This window comes from Stenotrophomonas sp. GD04145, assembly GCF_029835135.1.
Classification (GTDB): domain Bacteria; phylum Pseudomonadota; class Gammaproteobacteria; order Xanthomonadales; family Xanthomonadaceae; genus Stenotrophomonas; species Stenotrophomonas maltophilia_P.
On record NZ_JAODZG010000089.1, the window covers coordinates 1 to 4,241 of the forward strand.

Annotated in this window: 4 protein-coding genes; all 4 read left to right on the forward strand. The window is 65.7% G+C overall.

Annotation, left to right across the window (positions count from 1 at the left end; genetic code table 11):
* Positions 1–45: 45 nt before the first annotated feature.
* The 4 genes from N7367_RS19285 (at position 46) to N7367_RS19300 (ending at position 3,975) form a co-directional block, all read left to right on the forward strand.
* The gene (locus tag N7367_RS19285; protein WP_053519361.1) at positions 46–777 is read left to right on the forward strand and encodes a YebC/PmpR family DNA-binding transcriptional regulator; all 732 of its coding nucleotides are present in this window, start codon (positions 46–48) and stop codon (positions 775–777) included.
* A gap of 105 nt (positions 778–882) precedes the next feature.
* A complete protein-coding gene (ruvC, locus tag N7367_RS19290; protein WP_053519359.1) occupies positions 883–1,404 on the forward strand; it encodes a crossover junction endodeoxyribonuclease RuvC in 522 nt (173 codons plus the stop codon).
* Between the two features lie 13 nt (positions 1,405–1,417).
* A complete protein-coding gene (gene ruvA / locus N7367_RS19295) occupies positions 1,418–2,011 on the forward strand; it encodes a Holliday junction branch migration protein RuvA (protein ID WP_053519357.1) in 594 nt (197 codons plus the stop codon).
* Positions 2,012–2,055: 44 nt separating this feature from the next.
* Entirely contained in the window at positions 2,056–3,975 is a 1,920-nt protein-coding gene (locus N7367_RS19300) for a potassium transporter Kup (RefSeq protein ID WP_053519356.1), read from the forward strand.
* The last annotated feature ends 266 nt before the right edge of the window (positions 3,976–4,241 follow it).

Sequence of the window (4,241 nt, forward strand, 5' to 3'; positions counted from 1 at the left end):
GTAGAATCCGCGCCTTGATCCTGAAGCAGCCAGACGGTAGCACCCATGGGTAGAGGCCCCTCCATCGAAGCCCGCAAGAACGCGTCCGACGCGAAGCGCGGCAAGATTTTCACCAAGATCATCCGCGAGATCGGCGTGGCCGCGCGCGGCGGTGGAGGCGACCCCAACAACAACCCGCGCCTGCGCGTGGCGATGGACAAGGGCCTGGCCGTGAACATGTCCAAGGACGTGATCGAACGTGCGATCAAGAAGGCCACCGGTGAGCTGGAAGGCGTCGACTACGAGGAAGTGCGCTACGAGGGCTATGCGCCCGGCGGTGTGGCGGTGATCGTCGATTGCCTGACCGACAACCGCGTGCGCACCGTGGCCGATGTGCGCCACGCGTTCAGCAAATGCGGCGGCAACATGGGGACCGAGGGTTCGGTGGCCTTCATGTTCAAGCGCCTGGGCGTGCTCAGCTTTGCCCCGGGTGCCGACGAGGAGGCGATCACCGAAGCGGCCATCGAGGCGGGCGCCGATGACATCGTCGTCTATCCGGACGATGGCTCGATCGACGTGGTCACCAGCCCTGACGCATTCAACGCTGTAAAGGAGGCGATGACTGCCGCAGGGCATCTCGCCGACCACGCCGAGATCACCTTCCGCGCCGACAACGACATCAAGGTCGAGGGCGAGGTCGCCCTGCAGGTCCGCAAGCTGCTGGACATGCTTGAAGACCTGGACGACGTGCAGGACGTATATTCGAACGCCGAACTCGGCGCCGACGCCTACGCCTGAGCCGTCACCGACGGCCTGGGCGCGGGCCGTTGAACGGTCACCGCGGACAGTCATGAGCCCATACGCCTGCCAGCGCTTCCCGTTCCGCCCCGCCAGGAGCGCGGCATGACCCGCATCCTCGGCATCGACCCCGGTTCACAGCGGACCGGGGTGGGCATCATCGATGTCGATGCCGCAGGGCGCGTCATCCACGTCCATCACCAGCCCCTGGTGCTGCTGGGCGCCGACGATTTCCCGCAGCGGATGAAGCTGCTGGTGCTGGGTCTGGCCGACCTGTGCCGCGAGTACCAGCCGCAGGAAGTGGCGATCGAGCGCGTGTTCATGGCGCGCAACCCCGATTCGGCGCTGAAGCTGGGCCAGGCCCGCGGCGCAGCCATTTCGGCCGTGGTGCTGCGCGACCTGCCGGTGCACGAATACGCCGCCAGCGAGATCAAGCTGGCCGTGGTCGGCCGTGGTGGCGCGGAAAAGCAACAGGTTCAACACATGGTCGGGCTCATGCTCAACCTGAAAACCAAGCTGCAGGCCGACGCGGCCGACGCGTTGGCGGTAGCGATCACCCACGCCCACGTAAGGGCGACGGCCAACCGCCTGGGGCTCAGCGCCCGCCAGGCGTGGGGTCGCAAATGAGGAGCTGCACGCAATGATCGGTCGACTGCGCGGCATCGTCGCCTACAAGGCGCCGCCGTGGCTGGTGGTGGACGTGAATGGAGTGGGCTACGAACTGGAGGCGCCGATGAGCACCTTCTACGACCTGCCCGAGCTCGGACGCGAGGTCACGCTGTACACCCATTACGCGCAGAAGGAAGACAGCGTCTCGCTGTACGGCTTCCTGCGCGAAGGCGAGCGTCGTCTGTTCCGCGATGTGCAGAAGGTCAGCGGCATCGGCGCGAAGATCGCGCTGGCCGTGCTGTCCGCTGTCAGCGTCGAGGAATTCGCGCGCATGGTGCAGGCGGGCGATATCACCGCACTGACCCGCATCCCGGGCATCGGCAAGAAGACGGCCGAGCGCATGGTGCTGGAGCTGCGCGACCGTGCGGCCCAGTTCGGTGCCGGCGGGGCGCTGCCGACCGGCAGCGGTCCGGCCCCGGCCGACCCGCTGTCCGATGCCACCGTGGCGCTGCAGCAGCTGGGCTACAAGCCGGCTGAAGCGGCCCGCATGGCCCGTGATGCCTTCAACGAAGGCGACGAAGTGGCCACGGTCATCCGCAAGGCCCTGCAGTCGGCGCTGCGCTGAGCCGCGTCCTTTTCCTCCCCCGCCTGAGCTTCGCCAGGAGTCCCATGTCCAGCAGTCAAACCCCGCACGCAGCCGCCCCTGGCGGACACGGTCATGCCCCCCCGGCCGGGGGACTGGCGCTGGTCATCGGTGCGATCGGTGTGGTCTTCGGTGACATCGGTACCAGCCCGCTGTACACCCTGAAGGAGGCGTTCTCGCCGCACTACGGGCTCAACAGTGACCACGACACCGTGCTCGGCGTGCTGTCGCTGGCGTTCTGGGCGCTGAACATCGTGGTCACCCTGAAGTACGTGACCATCATCATGCGCGCCGACAACGATGGCGAGGGCGGCATCATGGCGTTGATGGCGCTGACCCAGCGTACGCTGCGCAACGGCTCACGCTCGGCCTACGTGGTGGGCATCCTGGGCATCTTCGGTGCGTCGCTGTTCTTCGGTGATGGCGTGATCACCCCTGCGATCTCGGTGCTTGGTGCCGTCGAGGGCCTGGAGGTGGCCGCACCGGGCCTGCACGCGTTCATCGTGCCGATCACCGTGGTGGTCCTGCTGATGGTGTTCGCCGCGCAGCGTTTCGGCACAGAGAAGATCGGCAAGGCGTTCGGCCCGATCACCTCGGTGTGGTTCATTTCGCTGGCGGCGATCGGCATCTACAACATCATCGATTCGCCGGAAGTGCTGAAGGCGTTCAACCCGTGGTGGGCGATCCGCTTCTTCATGGAGCACAGCTGGCACGGCATCTTCATCCTTGGCGCCGTGGTGCTGGCGGTCACCGGTGGCGAGGCCCTGTATGCCGACATGGGCCACTTCGGTGCCAAGCCCATCCGTCATGCCTGGTACTTCTTCGTGCTGCCGTGCCTGGTGCTGAACTATCTGGGGCAGGGCGCGCTGGTGCTGAACCATCCCGAAGCGGTGAAGAATCCCTTCTTCGAAGCGGTCCCCGACTGGGCCCTGTATCCGATGATCATCCTGGCCACGATGGCGGCGGTGATCGCCTCGCAGTCGGTGATCACCGGCGCGTTCTCGGTCTCGCGCCAGGCCATGCAGCTCGGCTACATCCCGCGCATGCGCATCAAGCACACTTCGCACGACACCATCGGCCAGATCTACATCCCGGGCATCAACTGGGGCATCGCGGTGATGGTCATCGGCCTGGTGCTGGCCTTCCGCAGCTCGTCGAACCTGGCCGTGGCCTATGGCATCTCGGTCTCGGCCACCATGCTGATCGATACGCTGCTGCTGGCCCTGGTCGCGCGCTCGCTGTGGCCCAAGGCGCGCCATTGGATCCTGCCGCTGTGCGTGGTGTTCTTCATCATCGACGTCGGCTTCGTCATCGCCAATGGCGCCAAGCTGCTGCAGGGCGCCTGGTTCCCGGTCGTGCTGGGCATCTTCCTGTTCACCATGATGCGCACCTGGCGCCGTGGCCGAGAGCTGCTGCGCGACGAGATCCGCAAGGACGGCATCCGCATCGACACCTTCCTGCCGGGCCTGATGCTGGCGCCGCCGGTGCGCGTGCCGGGTACCGCGGTGTTCCTCACCGCTGACCCGACCGTGGCTCCGCATGCACTGATGCACAACCTCAAGCACAACAAGGTGCTGCACGAGCGCAACGTCTTCCTGCATGTGGAAACCCTGCCCATTCCCTATGCGATGGAGGGGCAGCGGCTGAAGATCGAATCGGTGGGCGACGAGTTCTACCGGGTCTATGTCCGCTTCGGTTTCATGGAGACGCCGGACGTACCGTTGGCGTTGATGCGCTCCTGCGACCACGGCGGGATCTATTTCGATCCGATGGACACCACCTTCTTCGCCAGCCGCGAGACCATCGTCGCCACCGCCAACCGCGGCATGCCGATCTGGCGCGACAAGCTGTTCGCACTGATGCATCGCAATGCTGCGCCGGCCACGGGCTTCTTCCGGATTCCGGGCAACCGTCTGGTTGAGTTGGGCGCACAGGTGGAGATTTAATCTCCACCTGCGTTACGTCCCACGATTTGCTGCGCAAACCGTGGGCCCCGCGCGCATTCCACCTTATCCCCCCGCCTATCGGCGCGCCCCCTTGAACAACAAGGGGGCTCCTCTTGCGGAGATGCTGCGTGCCTGAAACTGAGCCCACTCTCCTGCTCTGTTCCATCCACGCATGGCGTGGATCTTCCGTGTCGACCAAGGTCGACACCTACCATCAGATCGCGGCCAACTGTCGAAGGCGGGGTGGGTCCGGTTGCGGGGGCGTG

Excerpts from the sequence above, each read along its gene's own strand:
- ruvC (WP_053519359.1), top strand. The coding sequence starts at position 883 with ATGACCCGCATCCTCGGCATCGACCCCGGTTCACAGCGGACCGGGGTG.
- N7367_RS19285 (WP_053519361.1), top strand. The coding sequence starts at position 46 with ATGGGTAGAGGCCCCTCCATCGAAGCCCGCAAGAACGCGTCCGACGCG.
- N7367_RS19300 (WP_053519356.1), top strand. The coding sequence starts at position 2,056 with ATGTCCAGCAGTCAAACCCCGCACGCAGCCGCCCCTGGCGGACACGGT.
- ruvA (WP_053519357.1), top strand. The coding sequence starts at position 1,418 with ATGATCGGTCGACTGCGCGGCATCGTCGCCTACAAGGCGCCGCCGTGG.